The organism is Desulfosediminicola flagellatus (assembly GCF_005116655.2).
GTDB classification, from domain to species: domain Bacteria; phylum Desulfobacterota; class Desulfobulbia; order Desulfobulbales; family Desulfocapsaceae; genus Desulfopila; species Desulfopila flagellata.
Window position 1 is genome coordinate 3,104,679 of the sequence record NZ_CP050698.1, and the last position, 22,052, is coordinate 3,126,730.

The 22,052-nt window shown below is 41.7% G+C and carries 16 protein-coding genes; 3 read left to right on the plus strand and 13 right to left on the minus strand.

The window, feature by feature from the left end; all coding sequences use genetic code 11:
* Position 1: 1 nt before the first annotated feature.
* The 8 genes from FCL46_RS12950 to FCL46_RS12985 form a co-directional block, all read right to left on the minus strand.
* Positions 2 to 1,006, minus strand: a complete 1,005-nt coding sequence (locus FCL46_RS12950; RefSeq protein WP_136810710.1) for a GDP-mannose 4,6-dehydratase — start codon at positions 1,004 to 1,006, stop codon at positions 2 to 4.
* A gap of 16 nt (positions 1,007 to 1,022) precedes the next feature.
* Complete coding sequence (locus FCL46_RS12955; RefSeq protein ID WP_136810709.1) at positions 1,023 to 2,180, minus strand: glycosyltransferase family 4 protein; 1,158 nt, start codon at positions 2,178 to 2,180, stop codon at positions 1,023 to 1,025.
* 148 nt (positions 2,181 to 2,328) lie between these two features.
* Entirely contained in the window at positions 2,329 to 3,132 is an 804-nt protein-coding gene (locus tag FCL46_RS12960; RefSeq protein ID WP_136810708.1) for a glycosyltransferase family 2 protein, read from the minus strand.
* Between the two features lie 22 nt (positions 3,133 to 3,154).
* Positions 3,155 to 4,198, minus strand: coding sequence for a nucleoside hydrolase (locus FCL46_RS12965; RefSeq protein ID WP_136810707.1), 1,044 nt, complete (start codon positions 4,196 to 4,198; stop codon positions 3,155 to 3,157).
* Positions 4,164 to 6,287, minus strand: a complete 2,124-nt coding sequence (locus FCL46_RS12970; protein ID WP_176371605.1) for a hypothetical protein — start codon at positions 6,285 to 6,287, stop codon at positions 4,164 to 4,166. The genes FCL46_RS12965 and FCL46_RS12970 overlap by 35 nt, the downstream gene beginning before the upstream one ends.
* Before the next feature lie 25 nt (positions 6,288 to 6,312).
* A complete protein-coding gene (locus tag FCL46_RS12975) occupies positions 6,313 to 8,433 on the minus strand; it encodes an HAD-IA family hydrolase (protein ID WP_136810705.1) in 2,121 nt (706 codons plus the stop codon).
* A 65-nt stretch (positions 8,434 to 8,498) separates the two neighbouring features.
* Entirely contained in the window at positions 8,499 to 9,794 is a 1,296-nt protein-coding gene (locus FCL46_RS12980; RefSeq protein WP_167506100.1) for an ABC transporter ATP-binding protein, read from the minus strand.
* Positions 9,795 to 9,813: 19 nt separating this feature from the next.
* Positions 9,814 to 10,566, minus strand: coding sequence for an ABC transporter permease (locus tag FCL46_RS12985; RefSeq protein ID WP_228723392.1), 753 nt, complete (start codon positions 10,564 to 10,566; stop codon positions 9,814 to 9,816).
* A 1,017-nt stretch (positions 10,567 to 11,583) separates the two neighbouring features.
* On the opposite strand from FCL46_RS12985, the gene FCL46_RS12990 reads away from it, so the two are divergent.
* The 3 genes from FCL46_RS12990 (at position 11,584) to FCL46_RS13000 (ending at position 15,999) form a co-directional block, all read left to right on the plus strand.
* Positions 11,584 to 12,510, plus strand: a complete 927-nt coding sequence (locus FCL46_RS12990) for a lysophospholipid acyltransferase family protein (protein ID WP_136810702.1) — start codon at positions 11,584 to 11,586, stop codon at positions 12,508 to 12,510.
* Positions 12,511 to 12,957: 447 nt separating this feature from the next.
* Positions 12,958 to 14,685 carry a lipid A export permease/ATP-binding protein MsbA gene (msbA, locus tag FCL46_RS12995; protein ID WP_136810701.1) on the plus strand — a complete coding sequence of 576 codons (1,728 nt, stop codon included), beginning with the start codon at positions 12,958 to 12,960 and terminating at the stop codon, positions 14,683 to 14,685.
* 90 nt (positions 14,686 to 14,775) lie between these two features.
* A complete protein-coding gene (locus tag FCL46_RS13000) occupies positions 14,776 to 15,999 on the plus strand; it encodes an O-antigen ligase family protein (RefSeq protein ID WP_136810700.1) in 1,224 nt (407 codons plus the stop codon).
* A gap of 27 nt (positions 16,000 to 16,026) precedes the next feature.
* Here FCL46_RS13000 and FCL46_RS13005 read toward each other — a convergent pair whose 3' ends face one another.
* From FCL46_RS13005 to hisI, 5 genes are all read right to left on the minus strand, one after another.
* Complete coding sequence (locus FCL46_RS13005; protein WP_167506099.1) at positions 16,027 to 17,814, minus strand: two-component system sensor histidine kinase NtrB; 1,788 nt, start codon at positions 17,812 to 17,814, stop codon at positions 16,027 to 16,029.
* Between the two features lie 10 nt (positions 17,815 to 17,824).
* Positions 17,825 to 19,522 carry a DUF6909 family protein gene (locus tag FCL46_RS13010; RefSeq protein WP_136810698.1) on the minus strand — a complete coding sequence of 566 codons (1,698 nt, stop codon included), beginning with the start codon at positions 19,520 to 19,522 and terminating at the stop codon, positions 17,825 to 17,827.
* A gap of 349 nt (positions 19,523 to 19,871) precedes the next feature.
* Complete coding sequence (gene yihA, locus FCL46_RS13015) at positions 19,872 to 20,450, minus strand: ribosome biogenesis GTP-binding protein YihA/YsxC (RefSeq protein ID WP_136810697.1); 579 nt, start codon at positions 20,448 to 20,450, stop codon at positions 19,872 to 19,874.
* Between the two features lie 99 nt (positions 20,451 to 20,549).
* The gene (gene hisG, locus FCL46_RS13020; protein WP_136810696.1) at positions 20,550 to 21,422 is read right to left on the minus strand and encodes an ATP phosphoribosyltransferase; all 873 of its coding nucleotides are present in this window, start codon (positions 21,420 to 21,422) and stop codon (positions 20,550 to 20,552) included.
* Positions 21,423 to 21,533: 111 nt separating this feature from the next.
* Positions 21,534 to 21,911, minus strand: coding sequence for a phosphoribosyl-AMP cyclohydrolase (gene hisI, locus FCL46_RS13025; RefSeq protein ID WP_136810695.1), 378 nt, complete (start codon positions 21,909 to 21,911; stop codon positions 21,534 to 21,536).
* Positions 21,912 to 22,052 lie beyond the last annotated feature (141 nt).

The window sequence follows — 22,052 nt, forward strand, 5'->3', positions numbered from 1 at the left end:
GCTATACTGTCTTTTTAGGGGCTAGTTGATCTAGCCTTTCGGCGCCTTTGCTTCTTGCAGTCTCTGCATCAACCATCATCTGGACTACATCTTCAAGCCCATATGTTGCTTCCCACCCTAAGTCGCGTTGCGCTTTTGCAGGATTGCCAGAACCTTCGAGGATATCAGATGGTCGCAATAGTGACGGATCGGTCTCCACAAAATCCCGCCAGTTAAGCTTAAAAGCTTCAAAGGTCAGAGAAATAAATTCTTCAAGTTTTCTTGAAGTTCCTGTTGCAACAACAAAATCATCCGGATTGTCACGCTGAAGAATTCGCCACATTGCCTCGACATATTCAGGAGCCCACCCCCAATCGCGAGCTATTGAGATATTACCCAATTTCAGTTTTTCTCCGCTTCCGGTTGCAATTCTGCACGCGGTGGAAACAATTTTACGGGTAACAAAACGGTGCGGTCTCAATGGGGATTCGTGGTTAAAAAGAATCCCTGTGCAAGCAAATATCCCATACGCATCACGATAATTAGCTACAATCCAGTGAGCAGAGGCTTTTGCTACCGCATATGGGCTCTGTGGATGAAAAGGTGTCTTTTCAGTTGCTGCTATACCATTAGTATCCCCAAAGACTTCACTCGATCCAGCATTATAAAATTTAATATCCCTTTTCGAAAATCGAATCGCTTCGAGCAAATTAAGAACACCAATACTTATACTTTCAAGTGTCTCAACTGGCTGTTCAAATGAAAGGCCAACAGAGCTCTGGCCAGCAAGGTTATAAATTTCATCGGGTTCTACCTGCTGAATTGCCTGCAGCACGGATCTGAAATCATTTATAGCGAGCGATACTTTTTTAATCTTTTCGTTAATTCCTAGAAGTTTCAAATTTGCAAATGAACACATCTGTGCATCTCGAGAAGCTCCAAAGACTTTGTATCCTTTACTCAATAAGAGTTGCGCAAGATATGCACCATCCTGACCTGACACACCGCAGATTAATGCTTTCATAATCTTCCAACCTCAATTTTCATTTTGCCCCTGTTGATCTGATAGCTTTCTGAAACACTTCAAACATTGTCTGCGCTGATGTCAGCCATGTAAAAGTTTCGGCCCACGATTTAGCAGCATCGGTCATCTCTGTTCGTTCCTGTTGCGGGAGCGACTCTACCTTTAGGATTTGCTCAGCGATTGTGTGGTGATTAATAGAATTGACACGGAATGCATACTCCCCTGCTACTTCTTTAAGTGATGCTTCCTGAGTTGTTATAACCGGAACACCAGCCATCATAGCTTCCACAACAGGCAAGCCAAATCCCTCATAGGCTGACGGAAGAACAAACATATCGGCAGACTGATAAAGCATCTGCAATGTGCGGTATGGTAGCCCATCCTTAAATCTTATGACTCGGGACCTGTCTTTACATGATGACACCGAACTCGCAACAAGGTCTTCCCCTCTCCTGGCTCGACCGACTATAACGAGGTTATGGGGTATACTTTCCATAACATCATTAAACGCATCAATAAGCACATGAACCTTCTTGTGGGGATAGGTATGGGCTACACAAAGGATATATGGTGTTTCCAACTCCAGTAACCCACCAAGTGTCGCATTCTTTGCCTCTTCAGGGTAAAGCTCTCCAAAGGTCACATCCACACCAAGTAATACAGTGTGAACTTTCTCTGGACCAGCAAACTCATACCGGATCACTTCCTGTCGCGAAAATTCAGAAATAGCGAGAACAACCTCACACATACGGCATGCTCCACGCACAAGCACATCAAGTGTATTTCTCTCAAGCCAACTCATATCTTCAGGGTAACTTTTGTATTGCAAATCACAAATAGTTACCGCTTGAGGATAAAAAGAAATAAACGGAGCGGTATAGCCTGGCGACCATAAGACATCCAGCTCATATTTCTTAGCAACAAAAGGTAGCTTAAACTGTTCGAGAAGTATACGAACGGGTCGATTTGAAGCATTAAAATGCAAGCATACAAATCGTACATTTGATGAATCTTTACAGATTTGTTTAAGGTGTTCGTGGTTTTCGTTATTGGTGAACAGTATGAATTCAACATCTGGATAGGCCTTTAAAGCTGCAAGCAGCGTCTCACGTAAATAGGTTTCTGTTCCACCAACATCGCCTGGAACCATAAACAATGCATTGATACCTAGACGCATTTTCTCTCCCGATTAATTTAACTTCTATCAGTTATACACACAGCGATTGGTAGCGCAACGACCTGTATACAGGGTACAAGCCACATACTTGAATATATTATTGTCGTAACCTCTCCTACACTTGCCAGTGTTAGAAACAGCTTTTTAATTACATCTTGGAAGAGGTTGTGCTCCGAACTAATTTCATGCCGTTGTAGGCCCCAACTATGCCCCATCGAACAAAAGCATGTATCAATGCCTGCAATGATATTTTTCCTGCATCCTCTACAGCAGCATCAAACTCTTCCTTAAACTGTAGAGAGAAATTCTGTCCGCTTATTGACTGCACATGCCACCTGAAGGCTGAAAGAGGCTCCCCTTGAATACACACGCCCTTACCTTGTCGCCAAAGTCGGAGAATGAACTCATAATCCCATGCAGCAACCATATCAGTGCGTAATAGCCCGGCATCCAATAGCGCATTTCTTGAAAAAAACATTGCAGGCTGGGAAATGTAATTTATGCACTGGTACGTAAACCTTGAGTTGAGAGGAAAGAAAAATTCCTTAAACCCTGTAATGCCTTCACGAATCTCACTTCCTTTTTCGTCAATTATTAAACACTTACCAAATGCAAATGAAATAGAGGGGTCTGCCTTGAATAATTCAATAACCCTTTGAAGCGCTTTCGGATAATACACATCATCTGCATTTAACCACGCTACAACATCCCCAGTTGACGCTCTAAGACCTTTGTTGATAGCATCGGCTGGCCCGTCGTCTTTTTCGATTATCAGCCGGTCAATACTACTCCTATATTTCTCCAAAATAGAATGTGATTTATCGGTGCTCCCACCATCAACCACAATATATTCGAGATCAATACCGTTTTCCCGATGCTCAAGAACCGTGTTGATGGTTTGCTCGAGAAACAGTTCTCCATTAAAATTCGGTGTGATGACACTACATCGCATTTTTGTAATTTAAGATAGATAGTTAATATTTTGAAATGCTAGTGGCACGCAGCATTAGCTCATTGATTATGTTAGCGATTTGATTTGTTTGCTTATTCCAGATCATGTAATTATGCAGACCATCTTTTTTTCTTGTCCAGACATTCGAGCCATTCTGATCGATTCGCACCATTCCCTTTGGTGAGATATCCCAGTATTTACTTAAACCTTCTTCAAAATTATCTATGACTAGTATTGCCGTTTGATCCCAACTCTGTCGGTTTTCAAGATTGTTATAAAGCTCGTAAGCTTTATAAAGTGGATGGTTTTGGGAAGCGTTTCGTAAAGCCTTTCCAGTCATTACCTTCTTCCCGATCTCGAAACCACTAAATACTATTGGACTCGGCCAATGTGTCAGGACATAATCCGCAGATTGTGCATCCTGATAGATATTCCATTCCCTGCCTGTGGGAAACTGTCCTCCCATGCAGATAAATTGTGCCACCTTCTGCTTCACAAGTGTTACACCGTCAAGTGGACTGAACTCATCAGGTCCTGATTTGAGCAATAGCGAAAGATTACTCAAATAACCAATACTGACCACTGTAACGGAGTCATCTGGTTGTTCAGCAAGGAGTTTTCTATATAATTTAAAGGCCTCTGGTATATCTTGTCTCCCTAGAAGATCATTTGGATAATGCTGAGCTATATATTGGGTATACTTTGACACATGGGAAACTGCCTGCCCCTTGATTTCACCAATTGGTATATCCGGTCTCCCGAAGCTTGTGTTTAGTGCATCCAGACATGGACCGCTCCAAGGATCACCTGATGAAACCATCATTCCCAAAATTTCATTCCCCCCCTGTTCAACCAGAGCATGAAGAACTGCAACAGCTCCTGCATCATCTACATCAGAAGAAATGTCGGTATCCAAAATAATTCGATTCAAATTTCCAGCCTGTAATAAAGATGGCAAGAAGGTTAGAGCAAGCAGCAACAAACACATGCCGAACTTTACACTTTTGAGCCGCAATAAAAAGCATATACAGTTATACACAGATATCATTTCTATTCTTTTTAGCATAACAATCAGTAGCAATCAGAGGCAGTAGAAAATACGAACCAAGAAACGCAAAATAGTAGTATCGCCAATTAAAAATATTTAGAAAAACCAATACAGATACTGGGATGATAACAAAGAGACTAAAAACAGCTGTCATCGGCAACACTCTGAAGAATAGAGGTAGTAGAGGTAAAAGAATCAACATATAAAAAGGATTCCAACTAAAGTAGACCCATGGTTTCTGATAGCTTTTCCAATACAAATCCCAGGCAACTCCTCTCATTTTTTTTACCAGATCACCTCTTGGCATAGGTAAGTAGGGGTAAACATCATTCCATCTGACATTTTTCAAAAAATCATTGGAGTAGCGGCCATACATGCAAAGATGCACCAGGTCCCACTGCATGTTTGTTTGATTAACATCAAAAACACCAAGATATTTTTTCGCGCTATTCTCAACATACGAAAACGAAAGCCTGTTCATTGCCTGACTCAGGTATGTTCGGGTCTGTTTTACAAGATAACCGGATGTTTTTGAACCAACCGGAGTAGAAATAAATATTGTCCCGAGCAGGACAAAGAGCACTAAAAGTGCGCTTAATACTCTGGGTCGAATGCGAGCAATACCAAAAATAATGACAATAAATGGAACAATGGCCAGATACAGTATTCCATTATGTCGTAGCCCAACAAGCAATAGAGTTAAACAAATTATAGTGAGCCATGATCTCAAGGAGATATGAATTGATTTCGTCTGCTTATAAAAATAATAACTGGCTAATTTAAAACCTAAAAGCACAGTAATCAGCGCAAAAGGAACATCTTTCCACAAGACAATTGTGTATAGCCCAACCGGTAGAGAAAAAGCTATCATCCCATAACAAGGAAGAAGCAAATACAAGGGCAGACCTTTTCGGTATAGTGAAAAAAAGATATACGCAATCAATGATGAAGTCAGAACATTCTGGACTATTGGAACAATTGCCACATTGTTCCAAAATTGGCTTAAAAAGAGATAAAACAGTACATTCAACGGTGGATGATCGCCTAGATACATTCCCGGTAACTGAGCGGCTCGCCATACCTCCAGAGAGTCATTGGAAGTGACACCAGGCCAAAAAGACACATGCCAGAAAGAAAAAAGAACGCTGCTTAAAAAGAGCATCATCCAGAAGATATATCGTTTCTCGTAAATAAATATGTCTTTAATGCCATTGAAGCGTCCGACAAAAACCAACATGTATGAAAGCAACCAGGCAGATAACAGGGCAAATACTATCTGGAAAAGAAAACGGTGGGGATGAAAGTGACGTTCTAATTGGTCACTGATTCCAGACATAGGAAAATTTATCCCTTTGCGGTATTCAAAGCCTTCCGGTTGAAGCTCCTGAAAGTCCTCTGTCTGAATTGTCTGTGATACTAATGAAAAATCATTTTTTGAATCAACCCGCAGTGTGTTGACCCGGTAGCGCGGCATTGACATGCTGATAGTAAAACGACCGTTTTCATCTACGAACCAGGTGTTTATTCGTTTGACGGCTATACCATCCCACTGCGTTTCCTGTTGAGGCGAATAAAGATCGTAACGGGTTGTTTTATCCCCTAACCTGACATCCACCTTCCCTGCACGATTATGAACTGGAAATTCAAGCCGTACAGAACTTGTGGGTTTTATCATCAAGCGAAGTTCAGCACCCTCTTTTTTAAAAAACAGCTCATCATTTTTTTTTAGCTTAACACCTTGAGATAATAATTCTTCAGCAGGAATGTATTTTTTATCATCAATATAGATATTTCGAAGAACTACTTTCGATTCAAGGGATGCAGAATTGCGCACTCCTGGACGGGTTATAATTAAAGAAATGCCTTTCTCACTATTGAAATTCGGCAGAGGTTGAAGTGTATATCTTTGATATTCATAACCATTTAATCCATGCCCAGATTCCAATCGTACACCTATCTCGGCAGGAAGATCAGATACAGTTCCTGTGATATAAAACGTCGAAGCAGGATACCAGTGATTCCCCCAATAGAACCATGCAAAAAAACAACAGAAAAGGATCGGCGAAATCAATAACACTTTCCGATTATTTTTAAACCAAATGTTCATAGGTATCGATTAACCAAATTATATTTCACACATGCCTCTTTAAACTCTTAAATTGGCGAAAGTAACGGAGCCTGCCGTCAACTTTTTGCCAAAACCCAACACCAAATCGGCGGAGGAGTATCGGTGGCCAGATACCTATCTCTAATACAGGTGGATCTAAAACAATATTTTTCAGATTACGGAGTCGTTCAAAAATTGTGAATGTGTGATTAGTTTGAAAATTTGTAAATTCAAAAATACCGAAGTTTTCAAGATGGTATAGGTCTTCGAAAAATTCGATCTCACCAATATCAGGAAGATATACCATTCGCGCATGATGTCGTGAAAACCACTTATTAGAAGGAATAGTACATTCTGCTTCTATATATTTGGCTGTTAGCTGTACGAAATACTTTAAGAATGCATCCTGAATCGGCTTGATAGCTCTATTAAACAGTTCACGCTCCTCAGGGTGATCGAGAACCAGGACTGTGTACGATTCTCCATCAACAATTCGAGATTCATATACTCGTGCAGTTACTATCTGGCTGTCATTAAATTTGTCCTCAGTCAAATACCTCTCAGCGCTTCCATGAGATGCCCCCAGTAGCATCTCAAAAAGAGATCGATTATTGTTATACACATGGAAGTATTCGCTCTCATCTTCTCTATTTTCAAAGAGTATGCCCCTCTTTGTATTACCGCTCCATAATTCGGTTGGATTATAGGAACCGATATAATATCCCATTATGTTTACCGATCCCTCGAAAACATGGAAAATATTATCCTGAATCGACCCTTTCCACCCAACGTCCACCAGACACATCCCCTTCTGGGCAACGTCACCTACAAAGGAACTTACGTACTTCCGAAAATTAGCAGATTGCTCAGAACGAATATTTTCATATTTTTTTTGAAAATCATGCAACATCAAGAGAGCTTTAAAGTGAGGGTGAGCGGCCAATTCAGGTAAACGAAATTCGCAATCAAATGGGAGTCGATCAATTATCTCCGCAGTATCCTCTTTTGAAAAATTCAAACTCTGAAGAAATTCACGGATGGACAAATCTTTGTAATGGTTTAGTAGCCGCCCAAAATCTTCTTTCTCTAAAGGCCGCAATGAGGCAATAAACGTCGCCTTCCGTGATGCAATAAGATAATGGGACTGAATCAACCGTTTGCCGAAAAGACTTTTCTGATACGAGTCAAACAGGGCCTTTAAAAACTCACCCTCTTTTGACAGAAAAAAAACATCCCGAACATTGTGTTTATGCAATTCGCTAAAAAGCCTGTGAATAAACAACCAGAGACTTGCCCCCATCTCTTTAAAAGGGACTTGAGGAAAGGCAACTTCGCCAAACATAGCTTCTTGATGTATATGAGAGTTGCTTTCTCTTCTCTGCCTGTAAGAAGCATACTGTTTTTGCAGCTCAGGACGTACAACATGTAACGTTCTCAACCCGTGCTTTTCAGCCATGCTGATATCAGCGTGAGCATTATCCCCTATCATAAGGACATCTTGTGGATGGCAATTATGGAGAGCACATATTTCAGGATATAACGTTCCAGACCCTTTACTTTTACCACGAGTCGAAGAAACATAGATGTCACGAAAACAACCTGCCAATCCCTGAGATTCAACCATTGCCCTAAATTGCACTTCAGGGAGGTAAAAATCAGAAACGAGCAAAGTTTTAACACCAATTTGCTGTAAGGCATCAACTACTTGAATCATTTGTGGGCAACAGCGCTGAACAACTTTTTCGACAGACAGTTCTATGTCAAGAAGCATAGAGGTGAACTGTTCTTCATCGACATGCTCATCCCACTGTTTTTCAGCATCTTTTAAAACTTTATAAAACTCAACTGCAAATGTATCGAGCCGAAAATCAAGTTCGCCTGTGGCTCGGCCATTTGCAGTGGTCATCTCTAACTCTAGTTCACGACGCAACTCATACAGATCATTACCACTACATTGTAATTTCAGAGCCTTGTGTAACAACTCGCAGGCAACTACTTTAGTGTGTTCCGGCTCTACGGATCTGGTAACCAGGGTATCAAAATAGTCAAAACACACTATAAGCTTATCGCATAACTGTATATTCAATTCCTCAAGATAAGAAATTACAATAGTGGGATTCTTATGATCTACTATCCAGGTATCCATATATATGCTTTAAGCCGTCCGATGAGATTTACTCTTCAGGGATCCATCATACCAAAATGTTAATTTCAGAAATTCGTAAGGATTAGTGAACGAATCTCATTATTAAATATTCCATGAACATACTTACCAGGCGTCAAGGCAGTACATGAAAAGATATTATGGGCCCAACACTGAATGGTATGATCTACTGGATGGTCGCCCTCGCCCACACCAAGGGTTACAGTATATTCCTGCGAAATAACTTCCGGCCATTCAAATTCAAATTTTACAATTGAAAACCCGGCAGGAAGCTGGGGTGGAGTTTCAACAGTGGCTACACTATTCTCTCCAAAGACAGCCAAACCAACCCTATCTTTAACCGTATAACCGAAAATAACCTGTTCCAGTGCCCGTGCAGCACAAACAAGCATTCGGACCGTAACCTTTTCACCCTGCTCCACAGTTTTAAATATCTCACCATCTTTGGTAATTGAAACTTTGAGGATATCGACGGCCCCCCCACCACCACGACTTGAGCTATCGACAGGTATCCACTCTAGCAAATCTTGCTCAACTTCAAGGATTGCCCCTTGTATTTCTTCCGGCACCTTTTTATCTGAATCCATTGTTTTGGTAGCATCTTCAAAAAGCTCATCATGGACAAGTCGAGTATATAAAGCTATTCCCTCATCTGTTTTACCATCAAATATTTTCCGGCCGCCTTCCATGACAATGATTCGATCACAAAGGCTCGATACCGCCTGCATATCGTGAGAAACAAGTACGATGGTCTTTTCAGCCATCATTTTCTTCATATAATCCATACATTTCTGCTGGAAGAAAATGTCCCCTACAGCAAGTGCCTCATCCACAATCAAGAGATCAGGTTCTACGCTAATAGCCGTAGCAAAGGCAAGCCGAACAAACATACCACTTGAGTACGTTTTAACCGGCTGATCAATAAACTCACCAATGTCTGCAAAATCGATAATACTGGAAAATTTTGCGTCAGTTTCCTCTCTTGACATTCCCATTATCGAAGTAGACAGGTAAATGTTTTCTCTACCGTTAAAATCAGGATTAAACCCTGCACCCAATTCGAGCAAAGCCGAAACTCGACCGTCAACAATAACGGAACCTTCAGTGGGCTGTAAAATCCCGCAGATAACCTGAAGCATTGTTGATTTGCCACTACCATTACGACCGATCAAGCCAACAGTTTCACCTCTTTGTACTTCGAGATCGACCTCCCGTAGTGCATAAAACGGAGTATGATATTGTTTCCCGAACGGAAAAAGAGTCTCAAATACCCGGTGAACGTTTCGCCGATAAAGACAAAATATTTTATCCACCTTTGTTAATGTTATTGCTGTATTAGACATTGTACTCACACGACTAAAATTAAAGCACATCTACAAATTGTGGTTTCAATCTCCTGAACACCCAGCCACCTGTTAGAAGCATAAGTAGAGAAAATACCCAGAAATAAACAGTATAAGCACCATGTTCCCAGAAAGGGACAAAGTTGATAAACGAGTCCCTATATCCCTGAACGATATAACAAACAGGATTCAGCTTGAGCCAAAACTGTATATTCTTTGGCATAATAGTAATATCCCAGAATATCGGTGTAACCCAAAACCCTACCTGAATGACGACAGGAACTAATTGTCCAACATCCCTGGCATAGACATTGAGAGACGAAATAAGCCAGCCGACACCGCTTGCAAGTACGATCAGGCAGAGTAGATAATAAAATACTTGAAAATAATACAAACTAAATGGCATGCCGTTACAAAGTATGAGCACTATAAGCAGCAAGAGAAAAGCGCCATGTGCTACCATATTAGAAAGTATTTTTACGACGACAAGAATCTGAGACGGAAAAACCGTCTTTTTGATTATATGAGCATACTGGATTATCACTGTCGAGCAGGCCGTAATGATCCCTGAAAAAACAAACCAAGGCGCCATACCAGCTGTAAGCCAGATTACAAAAGGCACATCATTTAAAGGCTTGGCCTTAAAGCCAACACTAAAGACAAACCAAAAAACCAGAATCATCACTGCAGGCTGGATAAATGTCCAGATGAAGCCCAGAAAAGAACCGACGTACATGCTTGAGACTTCTCGCCATGCAAGCGATCTCAACATATGGTTATATCGTATTAAATCGCCCCCTAAACGGACAAGTCCTGCACCCACCATAGTTTCAACCTTCCCTATATGATACCGGCAAAATATTTCAGAATCGAATACAAATACTCTATGTTGAACCTGAGTCCAATATACACGTTCACCTGGCAGACTGATGTAAGACGACCTCATAATTACAACAGAATAGGTCTAGAAAATTGAGCTTTGTATTTTCTTCAGTAGTAAACAGTTGAACAGTTCGGACCAGTCAATGTACGCCCATCAAAATAGACGGTCAACACATTTATCAAAACCACTAATACGTTAGGAACCTGTTATCCCGCGCATCTTAACGATTTACATAACAATTCAGTTGAAAGTTAGGCGTGAATTTATTCTTACTGAACCAGTAAGACCGGCTTCCAGATAATACCTTCAATCGTTAACAGAATTGAGTTTACGCCATATACAACTCCAACAATCTTTAAACATTAGAAATGAATGCAGCGGGTTATGTATCAATCACCTATACGTTTCGTGAGGAAAGTATATGAGGATAAGCATTCCTAACAAACACATTGCCACAAATGTTGTTAATTTAAAAGAGTTTTTACCTGAATTTCTACTGTCCCTGTAATTATTTCATTATCATTGAATATTCTAACCGCTTGTCACAGAAGAGGTTGATTCAGATAGCAAACATTCGAATCTCACCTCTAATCAACGGGCTGACCTTAGTGTTTATCACTTCATGCACGACCGAAAACCGCTAATTTCCACAATTTCTTCGTTGGTCTCAAATTTTAATCCTCAAAATACTCAGTGTATTCATCCGGTTAAAATTATCGCCCGCCTTGAACTTGAGAAAAATTGCAGATTTTAGTTCAGGCACTACTTAGAAACACTTTAGTGTCTTATTGCTTGCCCTTTCAGCCCACAGAACTATAGTAGCCACGTTCCTGCTGATTATTTTATCAAACACATAATCATTGTGTTTTTACTATATACTCCAACACGCCGAACCACGACCCAGATATGTCACTCAAGCATAGATTCGAATATGGAATACTCAGGTCAATTATTTTCTTCATCAACCTTTTGCCCGTACCAGTTATCATCTGGTTTTCGGGTCTTCTGGGCAAACTTGCATGGTTAGTTTTCCCGTTCCGCCTTGATGTTGCATACAAGAACCTGTCAAATGTGTTTCCGCAAAAAGACCACTCACAAAAGTTGTCTATCTTAAGAAGAACCTATCTCCAGTTTGCAAAAACATTTGGGCTGATTTTTATTCTTCACCGAAAAAAACTCCTTGAGCTTGTAAAAAACACAGAAATAACTGGCCTGGAAAAAGTAGAAGCCGCTTTGAAAGAAGGTAAAGGGGTTATTTTAACCACATACCACGGATGCTGGTTTGAGGCATATTTTGCCTGGTTCAACCTATCCGGCCTGCCGACAAGCCTGATTTACCAGAAGCAGAGCAATATTTTATCCGACGCCTATTTCGTCAGGCAGAGAAATAAGTATGGTAACAGCCTTGAGCATGTCAATAGCTGGTCTGGAATGAAAGAATTTCAAGACGCGCTTGATCGCAACCGACTGCTCATCATCAGTCTTGACCAGAGTTACAGTCATCGCGGCACTGAGGTTCAATTTTTTAATACTCCACTCAAATGTGCAAAAGGTTCTGCTGTTTTGCATCTTCGGACAGGCGCACCAGTCCTGACCAGCGTCTATTATATGAAAGACGACAAACTGCATATTGACTTTGATACAGTTGACTTGCCTGCATACGATGAAATTAACGACGAGAACATCCAGGAAATCACGCAAAAATCAATCTGTAAATATGAATCTCATATTCGTGAATATCCCGAACAATGGTTCAGCCTGTTTCATAGACTCTGGAGTAAAAAGGGATATAGCAAAGTCAGTAGAAGTCTAAAAGAAGCCTTTTTCTCGTGAAAGACTTACTTCTCAACAACTTGCATACCGAAACAGCAGACAACAAGAAACTTTTTTTCGCCAGTCGGATACATTACCACACGTTCAATTCGTTATTCGAAAATTACCTTTGGTAATTCCTTTGAGTGGTGTACAACTACAGCCTATTTTAACGACTCAGTGCCTAAGTCCGTGTGGCTCAGGAATAGCGTATCTCTTTGGTTTCATTTCAGTGTAAATAAGCAAATCTACCAATTAATGTGATGTGTACAATTACACAATGTTCACCCAAGGAGCACCATCCTGTTTCGACTTCGATGTTGCAGAAAACATAAGCATACTTCAGGTTGCTTGCGACTTCTCGTCTCAACATCACCAAAGCCTTGACTGAAAACATTTATACTATATATTTATATAATTTCAGCCATTTATAACACACCTTCTTATCAACTTTTTTTACGATCTACGATGCAAGATAAAGAAATTCTTTTACGACTTTTCAAGGTAATCGGCCCATACAAGAAACTGTTGATTATCTCAATAATTGCGATGATTGCCTATTCGGCCTTCACAACAGCACAGGCGTATATACTCAAGCCTACCGTAGATAAAATATTCATAGACAAAGACCTCCAGATGCTGATGCTGATACCATTCGCTATCATAGGGATTTTTCTATTCAAAGCAGTCAGCTACTATGTATATACCTTCTTTCTTGAAAAAATTGGACAATCCGTAATTCGCGACCTGCGTACCAGTCTTTTTACCCATATCCATAAGCAACCGCTGTCCTTTTTTCATGACCATACCACAGGTACCCTGATCTCAAGAGTCATCTCCGACATTACACTGATGCAGAATGCTGTATCAACAGCTTTGGTTGGCTGTATAAAAGACTTTTTCCAAATAGTCTTTTTACTTGGATTTGTCTTTTACCAGGACTGGAAACTTGCGATGTCCGTTTTTATAATTCTCCCTGTCGCCGCTATCCCTATAGTTAAATTTGGTCGTATTTTCAGAAGATTGAGTACCTCTACACAGGAAGAGGTTGCCAAGGTCTCCGATCGACTTTATGAGTCGATTACCGGTAATCGCATAGTAAAAGCTTTTTGTCGTGAAGATTATGAAAACAAACGTTTTTCAAACCAGATCGCATCCCTTTTCTCGGTCACGATTAAAAATGCAAAATATCGTTCTATGCAGCATCCGTTAATGGAACTTATAGGCGGAGTTGCTTTTGCTGCTATTTTCTGGGTGGGGGGAAAAGAGGTAATTCACGGGACCGCAACTGCAGGTACATTTTTCGCCTTTGTCGTAGCACTTATTGCGGCATACGAACCAGTAAAAAATGTCAGTCACATCAATTCAGCAATCCAGCAGGGAATTGCAGCTGCAACCAGAATATTTGCAATTCTTGATATAGAACCCAAGATCACAGACAAGAAAGGCGCAACTACACTCAAGCCATTTAAACAAACTATCGAGTTTCAGAACGTCAACTTCACGTACGAAGACGATACCACCGTAATCAAAGATCTCAACCTGAAAATCCCTGCAGGACAGGCACTGGCTATAGTGGGTTCCAGCGGCGGCGGCAAGACAACCCTGACAAACCTTATCCCGCGATTTCTTGATATCAACACGGGATCTATTCGTATTGATGGAATTGACATCAGGGATGTCACTCTGGCCTCTCTCAGAAGTCAGATTGCAATGGTGACCCAGCAGACGATATTGTTTAACGATAGCATTCGCAATAATATCGCTTACGGCGATCTGGAGGCCACTGAAGAACAGATCAGAGCCGCAGCAAAAGCAGCCTACGCTCTTGATTTCGTCGAAAAACTCCCACATGGGTTTGATTCGATCATCGGAGAAGGTGGGGCCCGTCTTTCAGGCGGTGAACGTCAGCGAATCTCCATAGCACGGGCAATATTGAAGAATGCCCCCATCCTCATTCTGGATGAGGCCACCTCTGCTCTTGATACTGAATCTGAACGTGAAGTACAAAAGGCTCTGGAAAACCTGATGAAGAACAAAACCACCTTCGTCATCGCCCATAGACTTTCGACTATTATTAACTGTCACAAGATCATAGTTATAAAAGATGGTAATATTGTTGAGCAGGGCACGCATGATGAACTGCTTAAACTCCATGGTGAATACGAGATGCTGTACAATATGCAGTACACCTGAAACTGATGTTTACCCATTAATATCCTCCGCCTGATACGGTGTGTGCATCACACCTCAGGCGAAGACTTCAGAATAGATATGTAAGTGCTTATGACGCGAACACAAAGCTTTCAGCATTATGCAACCACTGCTGGTCAGATATCTGTTGTTTTAACCTGTCTGTTCATCCCGCTTTCAACCTCGTTGATGGGATTGTTTTCTTTACTGACCATGCTGTTCTGGCTCATTTCCGGCGGGATACTCAAACTGCCGACCCTTGTTGCGAAATCACCGACTGTTCTGGTGTGTATTACTCTGTTTATCTACATGGCCATAAGCATTGGATATACATCAGCCCCTGTTTCATTAGCTGTCGATACCCTGCTTAAATACCGAGAGCTCCTGTTTATCCCAGCAATAATAACACTTCTAAGCAACAATCAGCGCTATTCACGTATGGCAGAAAATAGCTTTCTTACAGGAAGCATCATTTTAATGGTCATCTCTTACGGGATATATTTCTCAATAATCCCGCCCCAAAAGTACGGCTATTCCATAATGTATCACATAACCCACAGCTTTTTCATGGCAGCACTCGGCTTCTGGGCATTTCAAAGGTTACTCGAAAACAGCAAATATCGTTATTTCTGGTTTATAGTTCTTCTTGGTGTCATAGTTAACATTTTCCATGTAAATACAGGAAGAACCGGAATGCTTATATTCCTCCTTCTAATTTTATTCTCTGTGATTCAACGACTTTCATTTAAAAAAATCGTTGCTGCCGTTGTAATTGCAGTTGCACTTCTCTCTGCTGCATTTATCTATTCAGACAACCTCTCTTCACGAACACAACTCGCGTTGTCAGAAATTCAGAATTATCAACCTGGAAAATCAAGATCTTCACTGGGAATGCGTTTTGACTGGTGGCAAAATTCCGTCGAACTCATACAGGAAGCGCCAATTTTCGGTCATGGGGCCGGCTCGTTTACTCAATTGCAAAAACGACTCATTGCAAATAAGAAAACTATGCCCACAGATAATCCGCATAACGAATACCTATTCATAAGCGTGCAATTTGGATACGTGGGATTAGTGATGTTTTTGTCTCTTCTACTCGCTCTAATTGCCGTCGCAAACAGCCTGACTAAAAACAACAGGCACCTGTTGCAAGGAGTAGTTGTAGCTATGGCTGCAGGCTGTTTTATAAATTCGTTCTTATATGATACGCATCAGGGACATTTCTTTGCATTCCTCTCAGCAGTCCTTGTTTCAAAAGCCCCATCTTTACAATTGGGCACATCCACTGAGAGGCAAATCGCCAACAGCACAGGTTAAACAGGCAACAATTCATCTGCCAAATAATTATACGACAGGCAATGCAACTTTCACGACAGTTCCCTCACCCTCTGTACTGTCGATTGAGATGGTACCACCATGCTCTTCAATAATCTTTGCAGATAGCGCTAAGCCCAAACCCGTCCCATCACTTTTAGTAGTGAAATACGGGTCAAAAACACGCGAGAGGTTAGTTTCAGCTATTCCTACTCCACTATCTGCAATAGTACATACCAGCCGATTCGAGGAAATCTCTGTACTAATGGCTAAAACTCCCCCGTCCGGCATTGCCTGAACGCTATTGAGAAGCAAATTCAAAAACACCTGTTTCATCTTGTCTTCATCGACGTTTACCAAAATTGGATTCTCGACAAAAGATGTAGTAATTGTGATTGCCAAAGACTCTGCATCGACGCCCACAAGCGTTGCTGCCTGCTTGAGCACGGTACTGAGATCAACGCTTTCTATCTGCAGTTTTTCTGGTCTAGTATAATCAAGCAGTTCACTAATGCTGCGATTTAGTCGTTCGACTTCCTGTACAAGTACATCTGCAGTTCGTTGACCCTCGGCATCTCCCACGGTTTTGCTTTTAAGCAAAACGGCCAGCCCCTTGATGGAACTCAAGGGATTTCGTAATTCATGGGCCACCCCTGCAGCCATCTTTCCTAACGCCGCAAGTCGTTCATTTCGTCTAAGATCGGTCTCTAGTTGTCTGAGTTCACTGATATCCTGAATAAGCAGAACGTCACCGATAAAACTCTTCTCGGAGTCGGCAACGGATAAAACTGTCAAAAGCAAAGAACGCCTGGAGTTTTCATCAGTGCGCAGAACTATCTCCTTGTTGATGTGTATTGAGTCCGTATGTCTACTCGAATTAAAGAGTTCGGCAACTTCACCCGGCAGTACGCTTGCCGGATGCTTTGTAATCATTTGCTCTGCTGTAAGTCCTGCAATTTTCTCAGCAGAAGCATTTACCATCCGGATATTTCCATCTGAATCGGTCGCGATAAGCCCTACAGGTAACGATTCAACGACAATATCATTAAAAGCACTAATTTGTTGTAATCTGGTTTGTGAACCTCGCAATCCCTGAAGAGTGAGCAAAGACAGCCATCCACCAACCCCTACGAGCAGAAGTATTATTGACAGGATGACAATTTCGAGCAATTTTCGCTGAACCGCACTATTGAATTGATCAAGATCCAGTTCAACCAGCAACGATAATTGCTCTCTATCCATCTTAGCCAACTCTGTCTGCATTTGCTCAGAACCAGAGTGTCCTCTAAACATCATGTCCATCGATTTGCCATGTTGGTTTGATCTGAACATTGGCCCCCTGATGCGTGGAGTATATTGTCGTGTAACCTGAAATGCCTGATGACTACTGCCATTCACAGTATAGATTCTAAATGCAGGTTCAGCTCCAACTGTTCTTTTAAGAAAATGTAAGCTTTCTGAATCTATACGTTTTCCAATTCTTTCAGGATTGGTCCCCGCCAGCACCACTCCATTACCATCTATCAGCTCTACAAAATGGATATCAGGTTGATTATGTATCTGGTCAATCACATTCTGGACATGATCAACCCAGCTGTACATAGCTTCTCCAGGACGTTGCCAGTTTGCACGCATGGAGACCATAACCCCGGTCTCCAGATACCTGACAACAGCAAGTCCTTTCTGGACCAGAGCGTCCGTCATGAGTTTTTTCTCACGACTATAATTGCTTACCGCAAAAACACCTATAATCACTGCAAGCAAGGTACAGGCTGCTGCAAGAATCCATGGACTTACACTGGCGAGTTTTCTTTTCATTCTTTGCAGCCTACTCATCTTCATAATTAAGAATCTTCTGCAGAATCACTTTTGAGATAAGGTAAGTTGGTATAATGCCCTCTTCGCCCATCGGGCCGGACGCCAGGGTCTGCCCACTAATGAGCGGGTTGTCTGATGCATAGTAGGCATATCGGGTTTTAAGACCTGCTGTAATATGGCCCTGAATAATTGCTGCATTGATTGCGCGCTGATAATGTCCTCCTTCCATTTCAAGCCCGATTGCATTCCAGCTTGAGGTATGGAAGCGCTCAAGCACATCCCTATTCTGGAGGGAAGTGCCAAGCACAGTCACCATTGGTCCACTATAGACGTCCACACTATCGTCAAAATCAGTTACCCTAAGATCATTCTTCACAATGTAATTATGTGGCGTCCCCTCCATCACGTGAGCGGTTGCCAGCATGATATCGCCTTTCTTACCTGGCAATATTCCTGCTTTTCCCATTACCGAGATTGATTCGATCTGAAACGAAACCACCTTGTCAGGAAAATAACAGGGGCATAACAGTTCATCCATCACTTCAAATGCCTGGGTGCCAAAAGCATAATCCATAACCACAAGCACAGGCTTCTGTTCTTTAATAAAATCAGGATTCACATTCAGACTCGAATGGATGTCTCCCTCATCAATCTGTGCCGTATCTATAATATGAACATCAATGTTGGAACCGGACCGATCTTCATGGACAACAAAACCATGGTTTACTGCATACGCCATAATTTTTTCTTCACGTTCCCGTATCAACGGCACCATACCATACATATCAGCAGGTACCTCTACCCCCTCAGATTTCAACATCCCCGGGCCGTAAAGAATATTTCGTATGGAATGGAGATTGGCACTGATCACATGACATGGCCTGGTTTGATAGCCGAGTTCATAGAGTTTCTCCTTAAGGGACTGAGCCCAGAGAGTCGCATATTTATGCTGACCAATCATCTCTCGGAGCGAGGGAGTGAAATACACGGTCAACTCCTCCCGACCGTTATCAGGGCTCTGCTCATCAAGAACGCGTTTACCTATTGTGTAAACGATTTTGAATAATCCACTATTACTTTGATGCTCTTCAAGGTTTTGCTGAAGATACTCAAACGTCTCCCGTGTTTCCTTGTAGGTGCGACCAAGAAGGATAGACAAATTCCAAATTGCCTGATCAAGTTCCCCGCCGTCAAGTTTTTTATCCTCCAGAACAATACGTTCCAACTCTTTCCATTCTGAAGTTGTCCCGTCTATACGGTTACAGGCCTGGTGGAATATCTTATGGGCTTCGATATTGAGAAAGGTAATGTGCGTCAGGATATCGTAGATTTCACTGAGCCCACGGGTTATAACAAAACACATCTCACGCTTAGATACCGAATAGGACTCACGCCGCCTTTTGAGCGGAAGAATCATCTTAAAGGCAGTATCATTAAAATCTTCCTGAGCTGTTAATATAAGCTTTGTGCACTGCTCAATGCCACGAGGCATACGATCGATTACGTACTCCAACCCCTTCAATTCGACAATTCGTGGATCTGACATTGACCCATATATCTCCGGGCTCAACATTTTTAACGATTCAGCAAGCTTTTCTCCCGCCTTGCCCGAAGGCGCATATACCCCCTGCAAAGTAAGGGCATCAGCGATGGTTTTGAATGCCCTTATGGCACTTCGTGCTTTCTGAGACTTTGACAACTCCTGCATGACCCACCTTTTTATAAATATATATCTAATTCAAGCCCTATCCGTGCACCTGGCAGACACACGAATAAACCCATTACAATTTATTGTGTTTTCTTTAGATGTTATAATACCAGCTTAATGATATTTTTTGAGGGCTTTTTTCTATCAGAACTATATCAAACTAGAAATTTTGCAGGTATGAAATGCAGGAAGAAGCTACGGGCAATGGAGGATTACAGCCGTGTTTTGACGAGTATGAGAATCACAATAGCGTTACTGCTATGATTCTCATATATTGGACAAGGTGCAGACTACAGTATTTACAGTATTACAGTCTGTGATCACATTTCCTTCAAAGATATTAAACCATTTACAGAAAGGTCTTTAACGCAGAAATCAATTCATCCCTGCCCTGGCCGGTTTTTGCAGAGAAAAGAATTCTTGTTTTAGGTGTTAGTCCGTGACCTGCATCAAGCAATTTTGCATTTTTGGTGCGCTCATTACCAGAGATTTTGTCAATTTTGGTGTACACAGGCAGATAAGGGATGTTTTTTTGGCTTAACCATGTCATCAACTGTGTATCCTGCGCTTTTGGTGCATGCCGGATGTCCAGAATAACCACCACGCATTTGAGACTTTTTCTATTCTCAAGATATCGCGTAATCAGCCCCTGCCAGGCATTTTGCATATCTTTTGACACTCTGGCAAATCCATAACCAGGAAGATCGACGAGATGCATAATTCCATCAACAAGAAAGTAGTTCAGGCCTTGAGTTTTTCCTGGTCGTGAACTGACTTTCACCATATCTTTACGCCCGATCAATTTATTCATCAGGCTGGATTTACCGACATTTGATCGACCAGCGAAAGCGATTTCCGGCAATTCTTCAAGCGGCAGTTGCTTATCACTATGTACACTAAGTACAAATTCTACATCATGAAAATTCATTGTTTTCCTTTTACTGCAACCGCAAATGTCTGGTGTTTTTCTGCAATAGGTAGAAATACAGCCCGCCAGTAGATCTGGCGGGCCAATTCCGTAATTGTACTATATTACTTTGTTAAGCGCATATTCAATAATCCCTTCAGCGCCTTTCTTTATAAGCTTAGGGATGAGATCTCTTACCACATCTTCACTGACAACAGTCTCTACGGAGAACCATTTCTGATTGTAAAGATTAGCGATAGTTGGAGCATTAAGGCTAGGTAATAATTGTACAATATCGTCGAGCTTTTCTTCTGCGATATTCATTTTAAGACCAACAATACGATCAGCTTTCAATGCACCCTGAAGCAAGATGAACATACTTTCAATCTTCTCACGTTTCCATGGATCATTCCATGCGTCTTTGTTCGCGAGAAATTGGGTGTTAGACTCCATCAGCTCGTGAATAATGCGCAAGCCGTGTGCCCTGATGGTACTTTCAGTCTCAGTAACCTCAACAACAGCGTCAACAAGACCGGCAACAACTTTAGCCTCAGTAGCACCCCAGCTAAACTCGATATCAACATTAATGCCCTTCTCTTCGAAAAAGCGTCGGGTAACATTTACAAGCTCAGTGGAAACTTTTTTACCTTCAAGGTCTTCAAGGGTTTTAATATCAGAATCGCCAGCCACTGCGATAACCCAGCGCGTTGGCTTTCTGCTTACCTTGGAGTAGACAAGATCGCCAACCAGAACTGTTTCTGATTCATTCTCAAGAGTCCAGTCTTTACCGGTAATACCGGCATCAAGCATTCCGCTTTCAACATAGCGTGACATTTCCTGCGGACGACAGATAGAGCATGTAAGCTCCGGATCGTCAATTTTAGGAAAATAATTTCTCGCGGCAGGTTTAATCATCCAACCCGCTTTTTCAAAAAGTTCTATAGTGGCCTTTTCAAGACTTCCCTTTGGAAGGCCAAGCTTCAATTCTGACATAACTATCTCCATCCCTTGCGGAACTGTATTCTTTAACGATTATTTCTACCGTATACGCGCAAGCTGCCCCAATCATAGCCAGATGGGGGTGCTGCTCATTAGTTACTACGATTATTTCTTACCGTATACGTCTTCGGGGTTGAAAACCTTCTCCCCTTCAACAATAAGTTCGCTTCCTGCAACTCTTCTGTAAAAACAGGAACGATGACCTGTATGGCACGCTGCACCACCGATTTGTTCAACATGATAAATCACGGTGTCAGCATCACAATCCACATGGATATCGTGAATCATCTGCACATGGCCGGAGGATTCCCCTTTAAGCCATAAGGAATTCCTGGATCGACTCCAATAATGAGCTTTTCCGGTTTCGAGGGTTTTTTGCCATGCCAGCTCATTAATATAAGCGAGCATGAGCACATCACCGGTTGCGTGATCCTGCACGATTGCCGGTAACAGACCATCAGCAGTTTTTTCAAAATTCAACATATCGTTACTCGTCCTTTAGCAAATTCTACGTGAGTACTCACAGGTAGGAACAGCATTTTCCTGCTTTTTCAGACAACTATGCACAACTTCCGTGCATGGGATTGCGTCTATTGTATGATTGCCAGCATATGTATAAATCGT

Coding starts and splice junctions, on each gene's coding strand:
- hisG (WP_136810696.1), bottom strand. CDS start 21,422: ATGTCAGAATTGAAGCTTGGCCTTCCAAAGGGAAGTCTTGAAAAGGCC.
- FCL46_RS12975 (WP_136810705.1), bottom strand. CDS start 8,433: ATGGATACCTGGATAGTAGATCATAAGAATCCCACTATTGTAATTTCT.
- FCL46_RS12990 (WP_136810702.1), top strand. CDS start 11,584: ATGTCACTCAAGCATAGATTCGAATATGGAATACTCAGGTCAATTATT.
- FCL46_RS12955 (WP_136810709.1), bottom strand. CDS start 2,180: ATGCGTCTAGGTATCAATGCATTGTTTATGGTTCCAGGCGATGTTGGT.
- FCL46_RS13000 (WP_136810700.1), top strand. CDS start 14,776: ATGACGCGAACACAAAGCTTTCAGCATTATGCAACCACTGCTGGTCAG.
- FCL46_RS12970 (WP_176371605.1), bottom strand. CDS start 6,287: ATGAACATTTGGTTTAAAAATAATCGGAAAGTGTTATTGATTTCGCCG.
- FCL46_RS13010 (WP_136810698.1), bottom strand. CDS start 19,522: ATGCAGGAGTTGTCAAAGTCTCAGAAAGCACGAAGTGCCATAAGGGCA.
- FCL46_RS12985 (WP_228723392.1), bottom strand. CDS start 10,566: ATGTTGAGATCGCTTGCATGGCGAGAAGTCTCAAGCATGTACGTCGGT.
- FCL46_RS12980 (WP_167506100.1), bottom strand. CDS start 9,794: ATGTCTAATACAGCAATAACATTAACAAAGGTGGATAAAATATTTTGT.
- FCL46_RS13005 (WP_167506099.1), bottom strand. CDS start 17,814: ATGAAAAGAAAACTCGCCAGTGTAAGTCCATGGATTCTTGCAGCAGCC.
- FCL46_RS12960 (WP_136810708.1), bottom strand. CDS start 3,132: ATGCGATGTAGTGTCATCACACCGAATTTTAATGGAGAACTGTTTCTC.
- FCL46_RS12965 (WP_136810707.1), bottom strand. CDS start 4,198: ATGCTAAAAAGAATAGAAATGATATCTGTGTATAACTGTATATGCTTT.
- msbA (WP_136810701.1), top strand. CDS start 12,958: ATGCAAGATAAAGAAATTCTTTTACGACTTTTCAAGGTAATCGGCCCA.
- yihA (WP_136810697.1), bottom strand. CDS start 20,450: ATGAATTTTCATGATGTAGAATTTGTACTTAGTGTACATAGTGATAAG.
- hisI (WP_136810695.1), bottom strand. CDS start 21,911: ATGTTGAATTTTGAAAAAACTGCTGATGGTCTGTTACCGGCAATCGTG.